This is a genomic window from Streptomyces sp. NBC_00873 (assembly GCF_045207415.1).
Classification (GTDB): Bacteria; Actinomycetota; Actinomycetes; order Streptomycetales; family Streptomycetaceae; genus Streptomyces.
Genome location: NZ_CP108803.1, coordinates 6,850,942 through 6,870,837, shown reverse-complemented (window position 1 = coordinate 6,870,837; position 19,896 = coordinate 6,850,942). Strand labels below are relative to the sequence as shown.

At 67.1% G+C, this 19,896-nt stretch carries 14 protein-coding genes, 1 tRNA gene and 1 pseudogene; 8 read left to right on the top strand and 8 right to left on the bottom strand.

What is annotated here, in order from left to right:
* Window positions 1-515 precede the first annotated feature (515 nt).
* From OH809_RS31680 to OH809_RS31660, 5 genes are all read left to right on the top strand, one after another.
* The gene (locus tag OH809_RS31680; protein WP_406424869.1) at window positions 516-1,730 is read left to right on the top strand and encodes a branched-chain amino acid ABC transporter substrate-binding protein; all 1,215 of its coding nucleotides are present in this window, start codon (window positions 516-518) and stop codon (window positions 1,728-1,730) included.
* Between the two features lie 106 nt (window positions 1,731-1,836).
* Window positions 1,837-2,766: a branched-chain amino acid ABC transporter permease gene (locus tag OH809_RS31675; RefSeq protein WP_406418472.1), complete on the top strand. Its 930-nt coding sequence runs from the start codon at window positions 1,837-1,839 to the stop codon at window positions 2,764-2,766.
* 5 nt (window positions 2,767-2,771) lie between these two features.
* Window positions 2,772-4,571 (top strand): branched-chain amino acid ABC transporter permease, encoded by a 1,800-nt coding sequence (locus tag OH809_RS31670; RefSeq protein ID WP_406418474.1) that lies wholly within the window; start codon window positions 2,772-2,774, stop codon window positions 4,569-4,571.
* Window positions 4,572-4,576: 5 nt separating this feature from the next.
* Window positions 4,577-5,563: an ABC transporter ATP-binding protein gene (locus OH809_RS31665; RefSeq protein ID WP_406516302.1), complete on the top strand. Its 987-nt coding sequence runs from the start codon at window positions 4,577-4,579 to the stop codon at window positions 5,561-5,563.
* The gene (locus tag OH809_RS31660) at window positions 5,560-6,276 is read left to right on the top strand and encodes an ABC transporter ATP-binding protein (RefSeq protein WP_406418476.1); all 717 of its coding nucleotides are present in this window, start codon (window positions 5,560-5,562) and stop codon (window positions 6,274-6,276) included. Before OH809_RS31665 ends, OH809_RS31660 begins: the two co-directional genes overlap by 4 nt.
* 78 nt (window positions 6,277-6,354) lie before the next feature.
* Here OH809_RS31660 and OH809_RS31655 read toward each other — a convergent pair whose 3' ends face one another.
* A complete protein-coding gene (locus OH809_RS31655) occupies window positions 6,355-7,014 on the bottom strand; it encodes a response regulator (protein WP_366135331.1) in 660 nt (219 codons plus the stop codon).
* Between the two features lie 99 nt (window positions 7,015-7,113).
* Between OH809_RS31655 and OH809_RS31650 the strand changes: the two genes are divergently transcribed.
* Together OH809_RS31650 and OH809_RS31645 are read left to right on the top strand one after the other, a co-directional pair.
* A tRNA-Leu gene (locus OH809_RS31650) sits at window positions 7,114-7,188 on the top strand.
* Window positions 7,189-7,298: 110 nt separating this feature from the next.
* Entirely contained in the window at window positions 7,299-8,063 is a 765-nt protein-coding gene (locus OH809_RS31645; protein WP_406418478.1) for a transcriptional regulator, read from the top strand.
* Window positions 8,064-8,071: 8 nt separating this feature from the next.
* Here the strand turns inward: OH809_RS31645 and pyk are convergent, their stop codons facing one another.
* Window positions 8,072-9,505, bottom strand: a complete 1,434-nt coding sequence (pyk, locus tag OH809_RS31640; protein WP_406418480.1) for a pyruvate kinase — start codon at window positions 9,503-9,505, stop codon at window positions 8,072-8,074.
* Between the two features lie 125 nt (window positions 9,506-9,630).
* Window positions 9,631-10,017 (bottom strand): annotated as a pseudogene (locus OH809_RS31635) (SIMPL domain-containing protein); the annotation flags it as partial.
* A 166-nt stretch (window positions 10,018-10,183) separates the two neighbouring features.
* Here OH809_RS31635 and OH809_RS31630 point away from each other — a divergent pair.
* Window positions 10,184-11,983 carry a bifunctional metallophosphatase/5'-nucleotidase gene (locus tag OH809_RS31630; protein WP_406418482.1) on the top strand — a complete coding sequence of 600 codons (1,800 nt, stop codon included), beginning with the start codon at window positions 10,184-10,186 and terminating at the stop codon, window positions 11,981-11,983.
* A 66-nt stretch (window positions 11,984-12,049) separates the two neighbouring features.
* On the opposite strand, the gene OH809_RS31625 is transcribed toward OH809_RS31630, so the two are convergent.
* The 5 genes from OH809_RS31625 to OH809_RS31605 form a co-directional block, all read right to left on the bottom strand.
* Window positions 12,050-13,459, bottom strand: coding sequence for a lysine N(6)-hydroxylase/L-ornithine N(5)-oxygenase family protein (locus tag OH809_RS31625; RefSeq protein ID WP_406418484.1), 1,410 nt, complete (start codon window positions 13,457-13,459; stop codon window positions 12,050-12,052).
* Complete coding sequence (locus OH809_RS31620) at window positions 13,456-14,853, bottom strand: pyridoxal phosphate-dependent decarboxylase family protein (protein WP_406418486.1); 1,398 nt, start codon at window positions 14,851-14,853, stop codon at window positions 13,456-13,458. The genes OH809_RS31625 and OH809_RS31620 overlap by 4 nt, the downstream gene beginning before the upstream one ends.
* A gap of 234 nt (window positions 14,854-15,087) precedes the next feature.
* Window positions 15,088-17,592 (bottom strand): aminopeptidase N, encoded by a 2,505-nt coding sequence (gene pepN / locus OH809_RS31615; protein WP_406418488.1) that lies wholly within the window; start codon window positions 17,590-17,592, stop codon window positions 15,088-15,090.
* A 115-nt stretch (window positions 17,593-17,707) separates the two neighbouring features.
* Window positions 17,708-18,325 carry a dihydrofolate reductase family protein gene (locus tag OH809_RS31610; protein WP_406418490.1) on the bottom strand — a complete coding sequence of 206 codons (618 nt, stop codon included), beginning with the start codon at window positions 18,323-18,325 and terminating at the stop codon, window positions 17,708-17,710.
* A gap of 185 nt (window positions 18,326-18,510) precedes the next feature.
* Window positions 18,511-19,671 carry an ROK family protein gene (locus OH809_RS31605; RefSeq protein WP_406424872.1) on the bottom strand — a complete coding sequence of 387 codons (1,161 nt, stop codon included), beginning with the start codon at window positions 19,669-19,671 and terminating at the stop codon, window positions 18,511-18,513.
* Between the last annotated feature and the right edge of the window lie 225 nt (window positions 19,672-19,896).

Here is a 19,896-nt window from a genome sequence, read left to right as displayed (position 1 = left end):
CACGCAACACCCTTGACCCCGCAACCCCTTGTGTGGCCCACTCGGCAGCCACACGCAGCCCACGGACACCACAGGGCGTCGACCACAAACCTCCCCGACGTAACACTGCGTAACAAGCGCGCAATACCGGAGCGCCGCCGGGCAGCACACAGAACCCGGCCCCGCAGACTGTCGCGCCCTCACACCCCCGATCACGCGACAGCACCAAGATCGCCTCAAGCCCCTTAGCAGAGCTGCGCGTTCTCAGAATGCGGTCACTTCACCGTCCAGCAAAAAGCCGTACATGTCCCCACAGCCACCTCAAGCCTTCCTCAACGGCATAACAAGACAGTCACATCCTCCGCCGACCCATCCCCGACCCCGCCACCTACGCCTAGAGTCACGGCCAGTCACCGCGCCGCCGGGCGCGTCTGCAGCACGGCCCTGTACCAACCCAGTACGGCCCGGCGAACGACACGGCACCTCAAGCAGAGGAGGCCGCGCCAGGGAAAGGACTTTTCGTGCGACACCGTTCTTTGCTCATCCTCACCACAGTGCTCACCACAGGAGCACTGACGCTCACCGCCTGCGGGTCGCGCGACGACAGCAAGAACAGCAGCAGCGGCGGCGACAACCAGACCGTCGTCATCGGCGTCGACGCGCCGCTGACCGGCGACCTCTCCGCCCTCGGCCTCGGCATCAAGAACTCCGCCGACCTCGCCGCCAAGACGGCGAACAAGGACAAGACCGTCCCCGGCATCACCTTCGAGGTCCAGCCGCTCGACGACCAGGCGCAGCCCTCCGTCGGCCAGCAGAACGCCACCAAGTTCATCGACAACAAGAAGGTCGTCGGCGTTGTCGGCCCCCTGAACTCCGGCGTCTCCCAGTCGATGCAGAAGCCGCTCAACGACGCCGGCCTCACCCAGATCTCCCCCGCCAACACGGGCACCGAGCTGACCCAGGGCGACAACTGGAAGACCGGCGACAAGACGCGCCCCTACAAGACCTACTTCCGCACCGCCACCACGGACCAGATCCAGGGCGCCTTCGCGGCGAAGTACCTCTTCAACAACGCGAAGATCAAGCAGGTCTACCTGATCGACGACCAGAAGCCCTACGGCGCCGGTCTCGCCGCCTCCTTCAAGACGACGTTCACCGAGCTCGGCGGCAAGATCGCCGGCTCCGACCACGTCAACCCCGACGACCGCGACTTCAACGCCGTCGTCACCAAGGTCAAGAAGTCCGGCGCCAAGGCCGTCTACTACGGCGGTGAGTACCCCGCCGGCGCACCCCTGAGCCAGCAGCTCAAGGACAGCGTCCAGATCCCCCTCATGGGCGGCGACGGCATGTACAGCGCCGACTTCATCAAGCTCAACAAGAAGGCCCAGGGCGACATCGCCACCTCCGTCGGCAAGCCCGTCGAGGAGCTCGACTCCGCCAAGAAGTTCATCGCGGACTACCAGGCGGCCGGCTACAAGGACGCCTACGAGGCCTACGGCGGCGGCACCTACGACGCCACCTGGGCGATCATCGAGGCCGTCAAGGCCGTCGTCGCCGCCAACGACGGCAAGCTCCCCGACGACGCCCGCGCCAAGGTCCTCGAGGCCGTCGGCAAGGTCAGCTTCGACGGCGTCACCGGCCCCGTCTCCTTCGATGAATTCGGCGACACCACCAACACCATGATGACCGCCTACCAGGTCGACGGCGGCAAGTGGGTCTCCAAGCTCAGCGAGGCCTACAAGAAGGACTGACCAAGCCCTCCCGGTCAGACGGAACAAAAGAAAACCAGACCGCGCGGGAGCGCTACCAGCGCTCCCGCGCGGTGCCATATCCGAACCACTCCACGGAGGCCCTGCGGTGAACGAACTGCCGCAACAGCTGGCCAATGGACTCATCCTCGGCGCGATGTACGGTCTCATCGCGATCGGCTACACGATGGTCTACGGAATCATCCAGCTCATCAACTTCGCCCACGGCGAGATCTTCATGATCGGAGGCTTCGGAGCTCTCACCGTGTACCTCTGGATGCCGGCCGGCTCCAACCTCCTCGCAATCGTCCCCCTCATGATCATCGGCGGCGTCATATGCTCCGTCGCCATCAGCGTCGCAGCCGAACGCTTCGCCTACCGGCCCCTGCGCACCGCCCCCAGACTCGCCCCGCTGATCACCGCGATCGGACTCTCCCTCGCACTCCAGCAGGCCATCTGGAAGTGGTACCCCGACGCCACGAAGGACCACCCCTTCCCCCAGTTCAAGGGCGACGCCTTCGACATCCTCGGCGCCAACATCCAACGCGGTGACCTCTTCGTCCTCATCGCCGCACCCGTCTGCATGATCGCCCTCGGACTCTTCGTCTCCAAGACCCGCTCCGGCCGCGGCATGCAGGCAACCTCGCAGGACCCCGACACCGCCAAGCTCATGGGCATCAACACCGACCGCATCATCGTCATGGCCTTCGCCATCGGCGCCGCGTTCGCAGCCGTCGCAGCCGTCGCCTACGGGCTCAAGAACGGCCAGATCGGCTTCCGCATGGGCTTCATCATGGGCCTCAAGGCGTTCACCGCAGCCGTACTCGGCGGCATCGGCAACATCTACGGCGCCATGCTCGGCGGAGTCGTACTCGGCGTCGCCGAATCCCTCGCCACCGGCTACATGAGCGACGTCCCCGGCATGGACCTCTTCGGCGGCGGCGCCTGGAAGGACGTATGGGCCTTCGTCCTCCTCATCGTCGTCCTGCTGCTCCGCCCCCAGGGCCTGCTCGGCGAACGCGTCGCGGATCGGGCGTGATACGGATGACCACCCACACCACACCGGCCCGGGACACGCTCATCCCGCTGCCCACCCCCGTCGCCCGCGCCCTCACCGCCGCAGGCGCCGCCATCGCCCTCGCCGGCACCTTCCTCGCCTGGACCTGGACCGCCGACTTCCCCGGCGACCTCACCGTCACCGGCTACCCCGGCGGCCTCCAGATCCTCACCCTCACCAGCGCCGCCCTCACCCTCCTCTTCGTACTCAGCGGATACGGAATCCGAGGACTCGGCTGGCTCACCCCCGGCGGCACCAACAGCCCCGTCCGGCTCCTCGCCCTCGGCACCCTCGGCACCACCGGCTACACCATGGGAGCCATCGCCTACGAGCTCGGCGGTGTCGTCAACCTCGAACCCGGCGCCTGGGTCAGCGGCACCGGCGCACTCATCGCCACCGTCGCCGCACTCGCACTCCCCAGCGACGAACCACTCCCCCAGCACGAACCCCGGCCCGGCGCCTGGCAGCGCTTTCGCAACAGCCTCACCGCACCCGCGGCACCCCGCGCCAGAACACTCCCCGCCTGGGCCGAAATCCTCATCATCACCGCAGCCTTCGGCGTCATGCTGTACGTCTTCACCTACGGCATCGACATCCCCACCGAGGAATCCGAACAGTTCATCGGCTTCCTCATCACCGCGGCCTTCGCGTTCACCGCAATCACCCGCGCCGGACTCATCTCCCGCATCACCGCGCTGACCACGAAGCACCGCAACGTCGCCCTCACCGCAGCCCTGGTCGCAGCACTCTGCTTCCCCTTCACCCAGGACACCGCGGAATACGCCCTCATCGGCGTCAACATCCTCATCTTCGCGACCGTCGCCCTCGGCCTCAACGTCGTCGTCGGCCTCGCCGGCCTCCTCGACCTCGGCTACGTCGCCTTCCTCGGCGTCGGCGCCTACACCGCGGCCCTCGTCTCCGGCGCACCACTCTCCGCCATCGGCGTCCAGTTCCCCTTCTGGGCCGCCGTCCTCACCGGAGCCGCAGTCTCACTCGTCTTCGGCGTCCTCATCGGCGCCCCCACACTCCGACTGCGCGGCGACTACCTCGCCATCGTCACCCTCGGTTTCGGAGAGATCTTCCGCGTCACCGTCAACAACCTCAACGGCAACAGCGGACCCGACCTCACCAACGGCTCCCAAGGCATCCCCAGCATCCCGGACCTCAACCTCCTCGGGATCGACTTCGGACTCAGCCACGACATCGGCCCCTTCACCCTCAGCAGGCCCGCCAACTACTACCTGCTGATGCTCGTCGTCACCGCCGTCGTCGTCCTCGTCTTCCGCCGCTCCGGAGACTCCCGCATCGGCCGCGCCTGGGTCGCCATCCGCGAAGACGAAACCGCCGCCACCGCCATGGGCATCAACGCCTTCCGGCTCAAACTGCTCGCCTTCGCCCTCGGCGCCACCCTCGCCGGCCTCGCCGGTACCGTCCAGGCACACGTCAACTACACCGTGACGCCCGAGCAGTACCAGTTCGCCGGCTCCGTACCCCCCAACTCCGCCTTCCTCCTCGCCGCCGTCATCCTCGGCGGCATGGGAACCCTCAGCGGACCCTTCGTCGGCGCGGCACTGCTCTACCTCATCCCGGCCAAACTCCAGTTCATGAAGGACTACCAGCTGTTCCTCTTCGGCATCGCGCTCATCCTCCTGATGCGCTTCCGCCCCGAAGGCCTCGTCGCCGACCGCAGGAAACAGCTCGAATTCCACGAGAACGACCCGATCGACGTACCGGAACCACGGCAGTCCGAAGAAACCGGCGCCGGCATCGCCAAGGCGGGGGCGTGACCACCATGACCACCACCACACAAACCGCCACCACCGTCCTCGACGCAAGCGGCGTGACCATGCGCTTCGGCGGCCTCACCGCCGTACGCAACGTCGACCTCACCGTCAACGCAGGCGAAATCGTCGGCCTCATCGGACCCAACGGCGCCGGCAAAACCACCTTCTTCAACTGCCTCACCGGGCTCTACGTACCCACCGAAGGCAAAGTCAGCTACAAAGGCACCGTCCTGCCGCCCAAGCCCCACCTCGTCACCCAGGCAGGCATCGCCCGCACCTTCCAGAACATCCGGCTCTTCGCCAACATGACCGTCCTGGAAAACGTCCTCGTCGGACGCCACACCCGCACCAAAGAAGGCCTCTGGTCCGCCCTCCTGCGCCTCCCCGGCTTCACCAAGGCCGAGAACGCCAGCCGGGAACGCGCCATGGAACTCCTGGAGTTCATCGGCCTCCACACCAAGGCCGACCACCTCGCGCGCAACCTCCCCTACGGAGACCAGCGCAAGCTGGAAATCGCCCGCGCCCTCGCCAGCGACCCCGGACTCCTCCTCCTCGACGAGCCCACCGCCGGCATGAACCCCCAGGAAACCCGCGTCACCGAAGAACTCATCTTCGCCATCCGCAACCAAGGCATCGCCGTCCTCGTCATCGAGCACGACATGCGGTTCATCTTCAACCTCTGCGACCGCGTCGCCGTCCTCGTACAAGGCGAAAAACTCGTCGAAGGCACCTCCGACGTCGTCCAGAGCGACGAACGCGTCGTCGCCGCCTACCTCGGCACCCCCTTCGAAGGCGCCCCCGGCGCCGAAGAAGTCGCCGAAGTCGAAGCAGCGGAAGCCGAAGCACACGCCGAAGCCGCGGAGGCCGAACCCGCCGAAGCCGCGGAAGCCGAAGCCGCCGAAGCCGCGGAAGCCGAAGCCGCCGAAGCCGCGGAAGCCGAAGCCGCCACCGGCGACACCAGCACCACCCGCACCGAAGAGGAGGACACCCGATGACCGCACTGCTCCAGGTCGAAGACCTCCGCGTCGCCTACGGCAAGATCGAAGCCGTCAAAGGCATCTCCTTCACCGTCGAAGCCGGCCAGGTCGTCACCCTCATCGGCACCAACGGCGCAGGAAAAACCACCACCCTGCGCACCCTCTCCGGCCTCCTCAAGCCCATCGGCGGCCAGATCCTCTTCGAGGGCAAACCCCTCACCAACATCCCCGCCCACAAGATCGTCTCCCTGGGCCTCGCCCACTCCCCCGAGGGACGCCACATCTTCCCCCGGCTGACGATCACCGAGAACCTCCTCCTCGGCGCCTACCTCCGCAACGACAAAGCAGGCATCGAAAAGGACGTCCAGCGCGCCTACGACCTCTTCCCCATCCTCGGGGAACGACGGAAGCAGGCCGCAGGAACCCTCTCGGGCGGCGAGCAGCAAATGCTCGCCATGGGCCGCGCCCTCATGTCCCAGCCCAAACTGCTCATGCTCGACGAGCCCTCCATGGGCCTCTCCCCGATCATGATGCAGAAGATCATGGAGACCATCGTCGAGCTGAAGGCCCAGGGCACCACCATCCTGCTCGTCGAGCAGAACGCCCAGGCCGCACTCTCACTCGCCGACCACGGCCACGTCATGGAGGTCGGCAAGATCGTCCTCTCCGGCACCGGCCAGAACCTCCTCCACGACGAATCCGTCCGCAAGGCGTACCTCGGCGAGGACTGACCCGCACCGCTCCACACGGATGAGGCCCGCACCCCGATCGATCCGGGGTGCGGGCCTCTTCCGTACGTATCTACGCGGCTACTCGCCGTCCTTCGCCGCCCGCTTCTTCTCCTCGGCATCCTCGATCAACGCCTCGGCGAGCTGCTGCATCGACAGCCGACGATCCATCGACGTCTTCTGAATCCAACGGAACGCCGCCGGCTCCGACAGCCCGTAATCCGTCTGCAGAATGCTCTTCGCCCGGTCCACCAGCTTCCGCGTCTCCAGCCGCTGCGCGAGGTCCGCGACCTCGCTCTCCAGCGCCTTCAGCTCCGCGAACCGGGACACGGCCATCTCGATGGCCGGCACCACGTCGCTCTTGCTGAACGGCTTCACGAGGTACGCCATCGCCCCGGCGTCCCGGGCCCGCTCGACCAGGTCGCGCTGCGAGAACGCGGTGAGCATCAGGACGGGCGCGATGGACTCCTCGGCGATGCGCTCGGCGGCGGAGATGCCGTCGAGGATCGGCATCTTCACATCGAGGATGACCAGGTCGGGCCGGTGCTCACGGGCGAGCTCGACCGCCTTCTCGCCGTCGCCGGCCTCGCCGACGACCGCGTAGCCCTCTTCCTCGAGCATCTCTTTGAGGTCGAGGCGGATGAGAGCCTCGTCCTCGGCGATGACGACGCGGGTCGTCAGCGGCGGGACGTGCGACTTGTCGTCGTCGGCGACGGGCTGGGGCGACTCGGGCGTGGTCACGGGGCTCCTCGTTCAAGACAGGGGTACTGCTGCCAAGAGCCTACCTAGCTGCGGTAAGGTGGACGCTCAGCGGGTCGAAGGAATCCTTCGATTCAGCGAGCCCCGGTAGTCCAATTGGTCAGAGACAATGGATTCAAAACCCATCCAGTGTCGGTTCGAGTCCGACTCGGGGCACTTTTCCTTCGATTCCAAGGTCGCAAGGAATCGGCAACACTTCACTTGATCGTGTGATCGCCTCACGGAGTCCACCCCCCGAGCACCATGCTCGGGCCAGGCTCGGCCGGATGTACGACCTTGATACGCGCAAGCGCGCTCTGGAACTCATCGCCCAAGGCTTCAGCCAGAACTCCGTAAGCAAGCAGACCGGGATCTCACGGGCTGCCATACGTTCATGGCAGACACGAATAGAACCCCTCGGCTGGAACCGCGCTGCAGCCTGTCCAAGGTGCGACGGCCTGCCGAGCGATCCCGAAGACCCCGCCGCGTACGCCTACCTACTGGGCCTCTATCTCGGTGACGGCTGCATCAGCTCCGCGAGAAGGGGTGTGTACTTCCTCCGTATCGCCTGCGCCGATGCCTGGCCCGGCCTCATCGACGCCTGCGCCGAAGCCATGCAGCTCGTGCGTCCCGGCAACAAGGTGTTCCGGGTTCAGCGTCAGGGCTGCCAGAACGTGACCTGCTACAGCAAGCACTGGCCGTGCTTTTTCCCCCAACATGGCCCCGGCAAGAAACACGACCGCAAGATCGCGCTCGAACCCTGGCAACAGAAGATCGTGGATGCCCACCCATGGGAATTCATCCGGGGGCTCATCCACTCCGACGGCTGCCGCATCACCAACTGGACCACCCGCCTCGTCGCCGGTGAGCGGAAGCGCTACGAGTACCCCCGGTACTTCTTCACCAATCTGTCCGCCGACATCCTGGGGCTCTTCACCAATGCCCTCGACCATGTAGGCGTCGATTGGCGGCAGGCCAACAGGCAGAACATCTCCGTCGCCCGACGGGCGTCCGTCGCGCTCATGGACGCTCACGTCGGGCCGAAGTACTGACGACCGATCTACCGGGGGCTGTCGTCCTCGCCGATGTGGTGCACCCGCACCAGGTTCGTCGATCCGGGGACGCCCGGCGGTGAGCCGGCCGTGATGACCACGATGTCGCCCTTCTCGCACCGGCCGATCCGGAGGAGCTCCTCGTCGACCTGGGCGACCATCGCGTCCGTGGAGTCGACGTGCGGGCCGAGGAAGGTCTCGACGCCCCAGGTGAGGTTCAGCTGGGAGCGGGTGGCCGGGTCCGGGGTGAAGGCCAGGAGCGGGATGGGTGAGCGGTAGCGGGAGAGGCGCTTGACCGTGTCGCCGCTCTGGGTGAAGGCGACGAGGAACTTCGCGCCGAGGAAGTCGCCCATCTCGGCCGCCGCGCGGGCGACCGCGCCGCCCTGGGTGCGGGGCTTGTTGCGGTCGGTGAGCGGGGGCAGGCCCTTGGCGAGGATGTCTTCCTCGGCTGCTTCGACGATGCGGGACATCGTGCGGACCGTTTCGATCGGGTATTTCCCGACGCTGGTCTCGCCGGAGAGCATCACGGCGTCGGTGCCGTCGATGACGGCGTTGGCGACGTCGGACGCTTCGGCGCGGGTGGGGCGGGAGTTGTCGATCATCGAGTCGAGCATCTGGGTGGCGACGATGACCGGTTTGGCGTTGCGCTTGGCGAGTTTGATGGCGCGCTTCTGGACGATGGGGACTTGTTCGAGGGGCATTTCGACGCCGAGGTCGCCGCGGGCGACCATGATGCCGTCGAATGCGGCGACGATGTCGTCGATGTTCTCGACGGCCTGGGGTTTTTCGATTTTGGCGATGACGGGGAGGCGGCGGCCTTCTTCGTCCATGATGCGGTGGACGTCGTCGATGTCGCGTCCGCTGCGTACGAAGGAGAGGGCGATGACGTCGGCGCCGGTGCGCAGGGCCCAGCGGAGGTCTTCGATGTCTTTGTCGGAGAGTGCGGGGACGGAGACGGCGACGCCGGGGAGGTTGAGGCCTTTGTTGTCGGAGACCATGCCTCCTTCGACGACGGTGGTGTGGACGCGGGGGCCGTCGACGTGGGTGACTTCGAGGGTGACGCGGCCGTCGTCGACGAGGATGCGTTCGCCGGTGGTGACGTCGGTGTGGAGGCCTTCGTAGGTGGTGCCGCAGGTGTTGCGGTCGCCTTCGGTGGGTTCGACGGTGATGGTGAAGGTGTCGCCGCGTTCAAGGAGTACGGGGCCTTCGCGGAAGCGGCCGAGGCGGATCTTCGGGCCTTGAAGGTCGGCGAGGATGCCGACGCTGCGTCCGGTTTCGTCGGAGGCTTTGCGCACGTGGCGGTAGCGCTGTTCGTGTTCGGCGTAGGAGCCGTGGCTGAGGTTGAGGCGGGCGACGTCCATTCCGGCGTCGACGAGTGCCTTGATCTGCTCGTATGAGTCGGTGGCTGGGCCCAGGGTGCAGACGATTTTTGCTCGGCGCATGGTTTGAGCCTAGACCTTACCTACGGGTAGCGATTTGGCTCTGCGTGTCGTCTCAACAACCTTTGGGTGAAGGGTTATTGACAAGTGTTGAATTGTGCAGCGGGGCGCTCTGATGAGCATTCTTTTCAGAGTTTTGGGGGTGCCATGGTGAAGCGGGCGTTCACCTGGGCGTAGACGGTCCGCCGTTGGGGTTCGAGGTCGAGGGCGGGCGGTGTTTCGGGTTCCGCCCCGCCGTATGCGGCGCGGCCGCGGAAGCTGCCGGGTGCGGCGGGCACGGGTGGGAGGGGGGCGGCATTCTCGGCGCCGAGGTCGGTGATTTCGAGGAGGGCGGCGAGGTGGGTGCCGGGGGCGTCGGCGTATTCGCGGGCGCGTTGGAGGGCTTCTCGTACGGCTTGGCGGCGGGCCTCGGCGTGGGGGGGCGAGTCGGGGCGCAGCGCCCATCGGGGGCCGTTGATGTGGGTCATGCCGAGGTCGGCGATGCGGGTGGTGAGTTCGCCGAGTGCGGTGAAGTCAGGTGTCGTAGGGGGCTGGGTGTGTGGGTCATGGGTTCACTGTCGCATCGGGGTGTGACCCGTGTGGTCATCAGATAGAAACCTGCAGGGGGTGTTGCGTGGCGTGGCCTGTGGGTCATTATCTACGCGCGTTGTGTACTGCGAGATCTGATCTGTGGGAGAAGAAATGCCGCTGAACCGTAGGACGTTCCTGGGCACATCGGCTGCGGCCGGGGCCGGTGTGGCGATGGCTGGGGGTGTGGCTGTGCCTGCCGAGGCCCAGGGTCGTGGGTCTGGGCGTCCGCCGAAGCGGTATGCGTTCACGGTGATGGGTACGACCGATTTGCATGGGAATGTCTTCAACTGGGACTACTTCACGGACAAGGAGTTCGACGACAAGGCGCACAACGATGTGGGTCTGGCGAAGATCTCGACGCTGGTGGAGCAGGTCCGTGCGGAGAAGGGCCGTCACAACACCCTGATGATCGATGCGGGTGACACGATCCAGGGCACGCAGCTGTCGTACTACTACGCGAAGGTCGATCCGATCACGGCGCAGCGTGGTCCGGTGCATCCGGTGGCGCAGGCGATGAACGCGATCGGGTATGACGCGGCGGCGCTGGGCAACCATGAGTTCAATTACGGTATTCCGGTGCTGCGGAAGTTCGAGGAGCAGTGTGATTTTCCGCTGCTGGGGGCGAACGCGCTGGATGCGAAGACGCTCCGGCCGGCGTTCGCCCCGTATGTGATCAAGCGGTTGCGTACGCCGCACGGTCTGGATGTGAAGGTGGCGATTCTGGGTCTGACGAACCCGGGGATCGCGATCTGGGACAAGGCGAATGTCAGCGGCAGGATGGTGTTCCCGGGGTTGGAGGAGCAGGCGGCGAAGTTCGTGCCGCGGCTTCGGTCCATGGGGGCGGATGTGGTGATCGTGTCGGCGCACTCGGGGACCAGCGGGACGTCGTCGTACGGTGATCAGCTTCCGTATGTGGAGAACGCGGCGGCGCTGGTGGCGGAGCAGGTGCCGGGTATCGATGCGATTCTGGTCGGTCATGCTCACCTGGAGATCCCCGAGTACTTCGTGGAGAACAAGGAGACGGGCAAGAAGGTGGTGCTCTCGGAGCCGTTGAAGTGGGGGCAGCGGTTGACGCTGTTCGACTTCGATCTGGTGTGGGAGGAGGGTCGCTGGGTCATGGAGCGTGCGGGTTCGCAGGTGTTGAACTCGAACACGGTGGCGGAGGATCCGAAGATCACGGGGTTGTTGGCGGATGAGCACAAGAAGGTTGTGGCGTACGTCAATCAGGTGATCGGTACGTCGACGGCGGCGATGACGACGGCGGAGGCGGCCTGGAAGGACGAGCCGATCATTGATCTGATCAATGTGGTTCAGGCGGAGACGGTGAAGGCGGCTCTGGCGGGTGGCGCGTATGCGTCGTTGCCTGTGCTGTCGCAGGCGTCGTGTTTCTCCCGTACGGCGCAGATTCCGGCGGGGAATGTGACGATCAAGGATGCTGCGGGGTTGTATCCGTTCGAGAACACGCTTGAGGCGCGGTTGCTGACGGGTGCGCAGATCAAGGATTATCTGGAGTTCTCGGCGCGGTATTACGTGCAGACGGCGGCGGGTGCTCCGGTGGATACGGCGAAGTTGACGAATGCGGGCAACACGCCGGACTACAACTATGACGCGGTGTCGGGTCTGACGTATGAGATCGATATTGCGAAGCCGAATGGTTCGCGGATTGTGAATCTGTCGTTCGAGGGCAAGGCGATCGATCCGGCGGCGGAGTTCGTGCTGGCGGTGAACAATTATCGGGCGAGTGGTGGGGGTAACTTCCCGCATGTGCCGGGTGCGAAGCAGCTGTGGGCGAATTCGGAGGAGATCCGGAACACGATCATTGGCTGGGTGCAGGCGAAGGGTTCGGTGGATGGTGCGCAGTTCGCTTCGGTGGACTGGCGGCTGACGCGGGATGGTGTGCCGGTGTTCTAGCGGTTGGGTGGGTGTGGCGGCCGTCTCCTCTTTGAGGGGGCGGCCGCCTCTTTTGTGTGCGGGGTGTCAGTTGCCTTGGGTGAGGGGGGTGAGGGCGGGGTGCTGGTGGGGGATGTGGGGGGTGTTCTGGGGGGTGAGGCCGAAGGTGGTGAAGGCGGTGCGTTGTGGGAGGGGGTAGGCGTTGGTCCGGGTGAGGTTGTTGAGGATGGTGGCGCTGCGCCAGGCGGCGAGTCCGAGGTCGGGGGCGCCGACGCCGTGGGTGTGGCGTTCGGCGTTCTGTACGTAGATGTTGCCGGTGACGGTGGGGTCGAGTTCGAGGCGGAACTGGTTGTCGATGCGGGGTCGTCCGGCGGCGTCGCGGTGGATGTGGGGGGTGAGGCCGGTGAGGAGGCGGTCGAGGGGGCGTTCGCGGTAGCCGGTGGCGAGGATGACGGCGTCGGTGGTGAGGCGGGTGCGGGTGTTCTGTTGGGTGTGTTCGAGGTGGAGTTCGACGCGGGTGTTGGCGAGGCGGCCTGCGGTGCGTACGTGGACGCCGGGGGTGAGGGTGGTGTCGGGCCAGCCGCCGTGGAGGGTGCGTCGGTAGAGCTCGTCGTGGATGGCGGCGATGGTGTCGGCGTCGATGCCTTTGTGGAGTTGCCATTGGTGGGGGATGAGTTCGTCGCGTACGTGTTCGGGGAGTGCGTGGAAGTAGCGGCTGTAGTCGGGGGTGAAGTGTTCGAGGCCGAGTTTTGAGTACTCCATGGGGGCGAAGGCGCCGGTGCGGGCGAGCCAGTGGAGTTTTTCGTGTCCGGCGGGGCGGGCGCGGAGGAGGTCGAGGAAGATTTCGGCGCCTGATTGGCCGGAGCCGATGACGGTGATGTGTTCGGCCTGGAGGAGTTGTTCGCGGTGGTGGAGGTAGTCGGCGGAGTGGATGACGGGGACGGATTCGGCTTCGGCGAGGGGTTTGAGGGGTTCGGGGATGAAGGGTTCGGTGCCGATGCCGAGGGCGATGTGGCGGGTGTAGGCGCGGCCGAGGGCTTCGGCTTCGCCGTGGGTGTCGAGTTGGGTGAAGTCGACTTCGTAGAGGGTGCGTTCGGGGTTCCAGCGGATGGCGTCGACTTGGTGGCTGAAGTGGAGTCCGGGGAGTTGGTCGGTGACCCAGCGGCAGTAGGCGTCGTATTCGGCGCGTTGGATGTGGAAGCGCTCGGCGAAGTAGAAGGGGAAGAGGCGGTCGCGGCTGCGTAGGTAGTTGAGGAAGGTCCAGGGGCTTGAGGGGTCCGCGAGGGTGACGAGGTCGGCGAGGAAGGGGACTTGGAGGCTGGAGCCGTCGATGAGGAGTCCGGGGTGCCAGTGGAAGGCGGGGCGTTGTTCGTAGAAGGTCGCGGCGATGGGGTGGATGCCGTGGGCGAGGGCGGCGAGGGAGAGGTTGAAGGGGCCGATGCCGATGCCGACGAGGTCGTGTGGCTGGCCGGGGTCGGGGGTGGGTCGGTCGGTCATCGGGGTGGGTTGCCTTTCTGGACTGTGTGGGTGAGGTGGGTGATGAGGTCGAGGAGGGTTTGGAGGTCGTGGGGGGTGGTGTGGGGGTTGAGGAGGGTGGCTTTGAGCCAGAGGCGGTTGTCGGCGTGGGCGCGGCCGAGGACGGCTTGGCCGGTGGTGAGGAGGGTGCGGCGGACGGTGGCGACGGTGTGGTCGGTTGCGTCGGTGGGGCGGAAGAGGACGGTGGTGATGGTGGGTGGTTGGTAGAGGTCGAGGGTGGGGTTGTGGGTGATGAGGTCGGCGAGTTGGTGGGCGGTGTCGATGGTGTGGTCGATGAGGTCGGCGAGTCCGGTGCGGCCGAGGGCTTGGAGGGTGACGGCGATTTTGAGTGCGTCGGGTCGGCGGGTGGTGCGCAGTGAGCGGCCGAGGAGGTCGGGGAGGCCGGCTTGGGTGTCGTCGTGGGCGTTGAGGTAGGGGGCGTGGTGGTGGAGCGGGTGGAGGTGGTGGTGGTCGGGGACGGCGAGGATGCCGGCTGATGCGGGTTGCCAGCCGAGTTTGTGGAGGTCGAGGGTGACGCTGTGGGCGCGGTCGAGGCCGTGGATTTTGGTGCGGTGGGTGGGGCTGAAGAGGAGTGGTCCGCCGTAGGCGGCGTCGATGTGGAGTTCGGCGCCGTGGGTGGTGCAGAGGTCGGCGATGTCGTCGAGGGGGTCGATCTGGCCGGTGTCGGTGGTGCCTGCGGTGGCGGTGACGAGAAGGGGGCCGGGGTGGTGGGTGAGGGCTTCTTCGAGTGCCGTGAGGTCCATGACGCCGGTGGGGGCGGGGATGGTGTGGGGTTCGGGGAGGCCGAGGAGCCAGGCGGCGCGGGTGATGCTGTGGTGGGCGTTGGCGCCGGTGAGGGTCTGTACGGGGCCGTGGCGTTCGCGGGCGAGGAGGAGGGCGAGTTGGTTGGCTTCGGTGCCGCCGGTGGTGATGAGGGCGTCGGGGTGGGGGTGGTGGGGGTAGATCTCGGCGGCGAGTGCGGTGGTGGTGTCGGTTTCGAGGGTTGAGGCTGCGGGTGCTTGGTCCCAGGAGTCCATGGAGGGGTTGAGGGCGGAGGCGGCGAGGTCGGCGGCTGCGGCGAGGGCGAGGGGTGGGGTGTGGAGGTGGGCGGTGCAGTGGGGGTGTGCGGGGTCTGCGGCGCCTTGGGTGAGTGCGGTGATGAGGGTGCGGAGGGCGTGATGGGGGCCGGTGCCGTGGTCGGGGATGAGGGGGTGGGTGGCGTGGTGTATGTGGTCGGTGACGGTTTGGGGTCCGCCGGCGGGTAGGGGGCCGTGGCGTTGTTGGGCTCCGTCGTGGAGTGCGGTGAGGACGGTGTCGAGGAGGGGGCGTAGGGCGGCGGGGCCGGTGGTGCCGCCGGCGAGGGGTGGGGTGGGCATGGTGGTGGGGTCCTTCGGGCGCGCGTGGGTGGACGTGTCAGCTTGTCCGGGTTTCTGGTGGCGCGGCCGGTGAGCTCGGTGATCTGAACTCGAAAGGGGGACGGGTGGTGGCTGTGGGGGTGGTGGTGGTGGGCGGTGGTGGTATGGGTGTGCCCGGCTTCCCCTCGGTGGTGAGGGTGGGCCGGGCACGGGTGGTGCGGTGTGTGGTTGTGGGGGTGGTGCGGAGTTGTGGGGTCAGTGGGCGTTGCGTACGGCGAGGGCGCGGCGGAGGTCGTCGATCTGGTCGGCGAGCCTGCGGCGCAGGGCGGGGATGAGGGTGTTGCCGTCCAGTGCTTGTTCGCCGAGGTGGAGGTTGTCGGCGGTGATGGCGTAGGTGGGGAAGGCGTGGCGTCCGGCGGCTTCGGCGATGGCGGGGCCCCGGCGGGTGGCGAGTCGGGTGGCGTCCGGGTAGTAGCGGGGGACGTAGTCGCTGGTGAGGTCGGTCTGTTCGGCTTGCCAGAAGCCTTGTGCGGTGGCGATGAAGAGGTAGTTGGAGAGGGTGTCGTCGTTGAACAGGGCGTCCCAGGCGGCGGCTTTGGCTTCGGGGGTGGGGAGGGCGGCGCGGCAGCGGGCGGCGCCTTCCTGTCCGGTGGCGCTGGGGTCGTTCTCGAGTTCGGTGGCGATGGTGGTTTCGTCGGTGGCGCCGAGGGTGGAGAGGCGGGTGAGGATGCGCCAGCGGAGTTCGGGGTCGAGTTCGGGTCCACCGGGGACGGTGCCGTCGGTGAGCCAGGTCTGGATGGTGTCGGGTTGGGTGGCGGCGTCGATGAGGTGACGTACGGCGGTGAGGCGGAGGCCGGGGTTGGTGCCGTCTTCTGTGCGGCGGATGAGGTCGCGGCAGAGGGCGGTGAGGGTGGCGAGGGCTGCGGGGCGGCTTTCGGGGGTGACGTAGCGTGCGGCGATCTGGGTGCCGGCGAAGGTCAGGACGCCTTGGAGGAGGGCGAGGTCGGTTTCGTACGGGAGGTGGGTGCGGGCGGTTTCGAGGTAGGTGGTGGGGTCGAGGTCGCCGTCGCGGACCATGTCGCGGGCGCTGTTCCAGATGACGGCTCGGGTGAGGGGGTCGGGGATGCCGGAGAGGCTGCGTACGACGGTGTTCCAGGAGGGTGCGTCGGGGCGGATCTTGGCGTAGGTGAGGTCGCCGTCGTTGAGGACGAGGAGGGCGGGGCGGCGGCCGGGGTGGATGGTGGGGGTGCCGTTCTGGGGGATGTCGAGTTCGAAGCGGTCGCGGAGGACGAGCTGGTCGGGGCCCGGCTGGGTGTCGAGGGTGTGGTCGTAGGCGCCGACGGCGATGCGGTGGGGGCGGGTGCCGTGGTGGTCGACGGTGAGGGACCAGGTGGTGTCGGTTTCTTCGATGTGGGGGGTGAGGGTGTCGACGCCGGTGGTGCGGAGCCATTGGTCGGCCCAGGCGTGGACGTCGCGGTCCGTGGCGGAGGCGAGGTTGTCGATGAAGTCGGCGAGGGTGGCGTTGCCGAACTTGTGGCGGGCGAAGTGGGTGTTGATGCCGGCGAGGAAGTCCTTTTCGCCGAGCCAGGTGACGAGCTGGCGGAGGGCGGATGCGCCCTTGGCGTAGGAGATGCCGTCGAAGTTGAGCATCGCGGATGCGGTGTCGGGGACGGCGGCGGGGTCGGGGGTGACGGGGTGGGTGGTGGGACGCTGGTCGGCGTCGTATCCCCAGCCCTTGCGGGCGACGCCGAAGTCGACCCAGGTGTCGGTGAAGCGGGTGGCTTCGGCGAGGGTCTGGTATCCCATGTATTCGGCGAATGACTCGTTGAGCCAGATGTCGTCCCACCAGGCGAGGGTGACGAGGTCGCCGAACCACATGTGGGCCATTTCGTGGGCGATGACCATGCCGCGGACTTGGCGTTCGGTGTCGGTGACGGCGGAGCGGTAGATGAATTCGTCGCGGAAGGTGACGAGTCCGGGGTTCTCCATGGCGCCGGCGTTGAATTCGGGGACGAATGCCTGGTCGTAGGAGTCGAAGGGGTAGGGCTCGTCGAATTTTTCGTGGAAGCGGTCGAAGCAGGCGCGGGTGATGTCGAGGATTTCGTCGGCGTCGGCGTCGAGGTGGGGGGCGAGGGAGCGGCGGCAGTGGATGCCGAAGGGCAGTCCGGCGTGCTGGGTGGTGACGGAGTGCCAGGGGCCGGCTGCGACGGCGACGAGGTAGGTGGAGATCAGCGGGGTGGGGGCGATGGTCCACCGGCCGTTGCCGATGTGTTCGGCCATGCCGTTGCCGAGGACGGTCCAGTTTTCGGGGGCGGTGACGGTGAGGGCGAAGACGGACTTGAGGTCGGGCTGGTCGAATGCGGCGAAGACGCGTTGGACGTCTTCCATGAAGAGCTGGGTGTAGACGTAGGTTTCGCCGTCGGTGGGGTCGGTGAAGCAGTGCATGCCTTCGCCGGTGCGGGAGTAGCGCATGGCGGCGTCGATGCGGAGTTCGTGTGCGCCGGGGGTGAGTGCGGTGAGAGGGAACCGGTTCTCGATGAGGTCGGCGGGGTCGAGGGGCTGTCCGTCGAGGGTGATGGAGCGCAGGGTGGTGGGCTTGAGCTCGACGAAGGTATCTCCGGCCGCGAGGGCGGTGAATTGGATGACAGTGCGGGAGTCGAAGGTGTCTTCTCCCGTGGTCAGATCGAGGTCGATCGTGTACTTGTCCACGTCGAGGAACTGGGCTCGGGTCTGCGCTTCGTCGCGCGTCAGTACGGACATGGATCCACTCTGCCGCATGGGGTGGGGGGTGCACAGGTGGGTTCTCGCAGGGCTGAGCGGGTGCGCGTGCGCGGGGCGGGTTCGCGGGGCGGTTCCGCGAGGCGGGTCCGCGGGGTCAGTGTCCTGGGGTGGTTTCCGGCGGGGTGGGGTCGGCGCGCCGGTGGTGGAGGAGGACGACTCCGTTGCCGAAGGTGCGGGTCCCGGCGAGGTGGAGGCCGGTTCTGCTGTCGGATGCCTGGAACAGGGGTTTGCCGCGTCCGATGAGTACGGGGTGGACGTAGATCCGGTATTCGTCGATCAGGTCGTGCTGTCGGAAGGCCGCTGCGAGATCGGCGCCGCCGAGGGCCAGGTCGCCGCCGGGCTGTGCGGTGAGTTCCCGGATGTGTTCGGGGTCGACTTCGCGTAGGACGGTGGTGTTCCAGTGGGCGGTTTCCAGGGTTCGGGAGAACACGGTTTTGGGCATGTCCCGCCAGATTCGGGCATAGTCCGCGACGGGTCCGGCGTTGGCGGGGTCGGCGTCGGCGGTGGGCCAGAAGTCCGCCATGAGTTCGTGGGTGACGCGTCCGGTGAGGAAGCCGCCCATGGTGCTGAGCTGTTCGTTGAAGTGGTGGTGCAGTTCGTCGTCGACGAGGTGCCAGCCGATGTCGCGGTCAGGTCCCTCGATGAATCCGTCGAGGGACACCGACATCATCAGGACGATCTTCCTCGTCACCTGTGTGCGGGATCCAGTCACGGGCGGGACGATACGCCTGCGCTGTCCGCGTGGGTGCGTGTCAGGAGGACGTGACCGAAATCTCCCCCGCTCGAGCACGGTGGGGCTCCGGTCAGCGGCCGGGCACGGATGCGCGGCTCCTTTTTTCAAGGCGCGGTACGTCGCGGGGCCCGCCTCACCACGGGTTCCGGCCGCGTATCGAAGCGTCAGGCCGGTGAGAAGATGTGGTTGCTGATCAGCCGGGCGGCGCCGACGACGCCGGCGACCTGGCCGAGTTCGCCGAGCACGATCGGCAGGTTGCCGGTCGCCAACGGCAGCGACTGACGGTAGACCTGGGTGCGGATGCTCGCCAGGAGGTTGTGGCCCAGTCCGGTGAGCCCTCCTCCGATGACCACCAGGCCGGGGTTGAAGAAGCTGACCAGGCCGGCGATGACCTGACCGGTACGGTTGCCTCCCCAGCAGATCAGATCCAGGGCCGCGGCGTCCCCGGCGCCCGCGGCGGCCGACACGTCCTCGGGGGTCAGCCTCCCGGCCGATGCGAGCCGTCCGGCCAGCTCCGTCGAGCGGCCGGACTGGGCGAACGCGGTCGCGTCGCGTACGAGGGCGTTCCCGCCGAAGTAGGCTTCCAGGCAACCGGTGTTGCCGCAGGCGCACCGCGGCCCGTCCGGGTCCACCTGGATGTGGCCGATGTCGCCGGCACTGCCGGTGATACCGCGGTGGACCTCGCCGCCGACGACGATGCCGCAGCCGATGCCGGTCCCGAGCTTCACGCACAAGAAGTCACGTACGGACCGGGCGACGCCGGCCTGCTGCTCGCCCAGGGCCATCAGGTTCACGTCGTTGTCGACGAGGACGGGGCAACCGAGCTCCTGGCTCATCGCCTCGCGGACGGGGAAGCCGTTCCACCCGGGCATGATCGGCGGCGCGACGGGGACACCCTCCGGGAACCGGACAGGTCCCGGCACGCCGATCCCTGCACCGTCGAAGTGTTCCGCCGACGTCGCCTCACGCAGCTTGCGGACCAACGCCAGCACCTGCTCGAAGACCGCGACCGGGCCGTCGCGCACGTCCAGCGGCTCGGCCACGTGGCCGAGGACCTCCAACTCGGCGTTGGTGACCGCGACATCCACGGAGGTGGCGCCGATGTCCACGCCGAGGAACCGCAGCGACGGGGCGACCCGGACGTTGTGCGAGCGGCGGCCACCGCGGGAGGCGGCGAGGCCGTCCGGGACGACCAGACCGGTTTCCAGCAGCCGGTCGATCTCGAACGCGAGCTTGGAGCGCGACAGCTCGACCAGGTCCCCCAGGGCGACCCGGGACTGCGGGCCGAGGTCGCGCAGGAGGCGGAGCAGCCGGGCCTGATGCATATTGGCCGGTCGAACCGTCGTACTCCTCACGCCGCCCCCGTCGCGGTCAGAGCCGTTCGCATGCCCGGTGCTTGGGGGCGCGACTTCCACCGGACCGTAGCACCGTGCCGTCGACGGCAAAAGAAACTTGTGCGCCGAGTTACAGGACTTTAATCAGCAGATGGACAAAGCCGGTTCGAAGCAGCACAGTCTCGTTGCCGCCCAGGCTCTTGCAGAGGCGGCCGG